The organism is Reyranella sp. (genome assembly GCF_004297265.1).
In the GTDB taxonomy this organism is placed as follows: domain Bacteria; phylum Pseudomonadota; class Alphaproteobacteria; order Reyranellales; family Reyranellaceae; genus Reyranella.
Genome location: NZ_SCUT01000012.1, coordinates 1 through 2,294, shown reverse-complemented (window position 1 = coordinate 2,294; position 2,294 = coordinate 1). Strand labels below are relative to the sequence as shown.

The window sequence follows — 2,294 nt, the reverse complement described above, 5'->3', positions numbered from 1 at the left end:
CAGCTCGAGCAGGAGAACGCACGGCTGAAGAAGCTGGTGGCGGAACGCGACCTCGAGATCGAGGTGATGAAGGAGATCGCTGCAAAAAAATGGTAGGCGTGCCGGCCCGTCGCGAGCAGGTGGCGTATGCAGGGCGCCGCGGCCTGTCGCAACGACGGTCTTGCACGCTGCTGGGCGTGGCCCGTTCGGCCTTGGGCTACCGGTCGAGGAAGGCGGAGAAGGATGCTCCTGTGCTGGCGCGCATGGCGGCGCTGGGTGCGCAGTACCCGCGCTTCGGCTACCGGCGTATCCGCATCTTCCTGGAGCGCGAGGGCCATGCCATGAGCTGGGGCCGCTGCTGGCGGCTGTGGCGACGGGCTCGGCTGCAGGTACCCCGCAAGCGCCCGCGCAAGCGGATCGCGACCGGGCGGCCCCGTCCGCAGGCGCCCACTGGCGCCAACCAGGTATGGTCGTACGACTTTGTCTTCGACTGGTGCGCCAATGGGCAACAACTCAAGTGCCTGACCGTCACCGACGAGTGGACCAGGGAGGGCCTCGCGATCGAGGTCGATGGTCGTATCCGCTCGGGCCGCGTGATCGAGGTGCTGTCGCGGCTGGTCAGCGAACGCGGCGCGCCGCTCTACCTGCGCTCCGACAACGGCCTAACTGGTCAGTCAAGAGGTAGCGATCAGACAGCAGGTCTCGTTGCGCCGGCGTGTGCCGGTCGCCGTTAAGGAGAACGAGGACCAAGTGGCTTCCACCGTTCAAGGGTGCGCTCTCAACCATAGCAAACTGAGGATCCGCCGGAACGAGACGGTCCTGACCGTCCTTAAAACGAGATACGCGACCAAGTGAAAGGCCCCAACATTATCTACAGGGTAGCGGGGTGAACCGCGCCCTCACGGCACTAACAGAGCGAAGTCCTTCCACTTGGCACCGGCTGTTCGAAGAACGGCCGGTAGTCGGCTCCGGAGCGGACGATCGCATGGGCGACGCGCGCCATCTTGGCGGCGACTGCGGTGAGCGCCTTGCGCCGGAGATGCTTGTTCTCGGGATCCTTGGCGACGTATCGGCCATAATGTTCCCGGAATGAGTTGTCGCGCTGCCGGATCGCGACCTGGGCCGCCAACCAGAAGGAGCGCCGCAGTCGGGCGTTGCCGAACTTGGACAGCTTGGTCTGGCCGCGGAAGGTGCCGGACTGATGGGTCGCGAGATCGAACCCGCAGAACTTGAGGAACTGGCGATGATGGCCAAAGCGGCGCAGATTGCCGGCCTCGGCGAGAATGGTCAGGGCGATGATGGGTCCGATACCCGGGAGCTGGCGCAACCGGGCCGAATCTGGATCGTCGAGCAAGAGAGCCTCGGCCTGGGCTTCGATCTGGTCGCGTTGGCGCAGGAGGCTTCTGCCCTCGGCAAGAACCATGCGGAACATTGCGATCGCCGGCGAATCGAGCCGTACCGGCAGGGCCGTCGAACTACGTGCTGTCTCGTAAATATCGGCCAGAAGCCGGGTCTTCGAGACCTTGCGGCCGACGAGGTCTCACGCGGCCTCGATGAACGCTTCCTTGGAGAGAACCGTAATGCTGGCTGGCGTCGGGAACTGCTCGAGGAGGGCCAGGAACCAGTCGCTGCGCGAGTTGCCGTGGAAGCGCTCGGCCTCTGGGAAGTAGAGTGGCAAGTAGTGAGTCAGGAGGCGATGCCAGAGTTCTGTCTTGGCACGCGAGACCATGTCGTGCGTCTTCGACAACTCCTGAAGGTCGTTCAGACGGCCGTAGCCAGGGTCGCTGTATACGGTCGTGGCACCGATCCGCAGCATATGCAGGATGACCTGGGCATCCTTCGGATCGTTCTTGTCCCAACCGTTGTGAAGGGCCTCGCGGGTGCGGGCGAGTGCCATGCTCGAGATCAGCCGGGTCTCGAACCCGGCGCTGATCAGCCGATGCGCAAGGACGCGGTGGTAGTTGCCGGTGGGTTCGAAGCCGACGATCACCGGCCTACCGAGATCGCGCAGGGTAGCGACCAGGCGATCGTGTTCCGCCCGATTGTTCAGAACGCTCAGTCGACGGCGCCGCATTCCAGCGCCGGGGTCAATAAGGACCTCATGGCGGTTCTTGGCGATATCGATGGCTACAAGCGCCGCCTGCGGCGGCGTAAACTGCGTCGTAATCATGGGCTGATGCCTCCGGAGTGAAGTGCTGACACGCTCACTTTAGAGACCTGCGACCGGCCCACGATCGCCTCGGACGGCAGCGCTGCGCTCACGAGGCTTCGCGCAGCCGCCCGAGGCTCCCATCGAGCCCGTTCCCAATGTGCTA

Annotated in this window: 2 pseudogenes; one reads left to right on the top strand and one right to left on the bottom strand. The window is 64.4% G+C overall.

From position 1 onward, the window contains the following. Positions 1-641: pseudogene (locus EPO41_RS04880) on the top strand (DDE-type integrase/transposase/recombinase); the annotation flags it as partial. A gap of 245 nt (positions 642-886) precedes the next feature. Here the strand turns inward: EPO41_RS04880 and EPO41_RS04875 are convergent. Further along, positions 887-2,149, bottom strand: a pseudogene (locus EPO41_RS04875) (IS110 family transposase). Between the last annotated feature and the right edge of the window lie 145 nt (positions 2,150-2,294).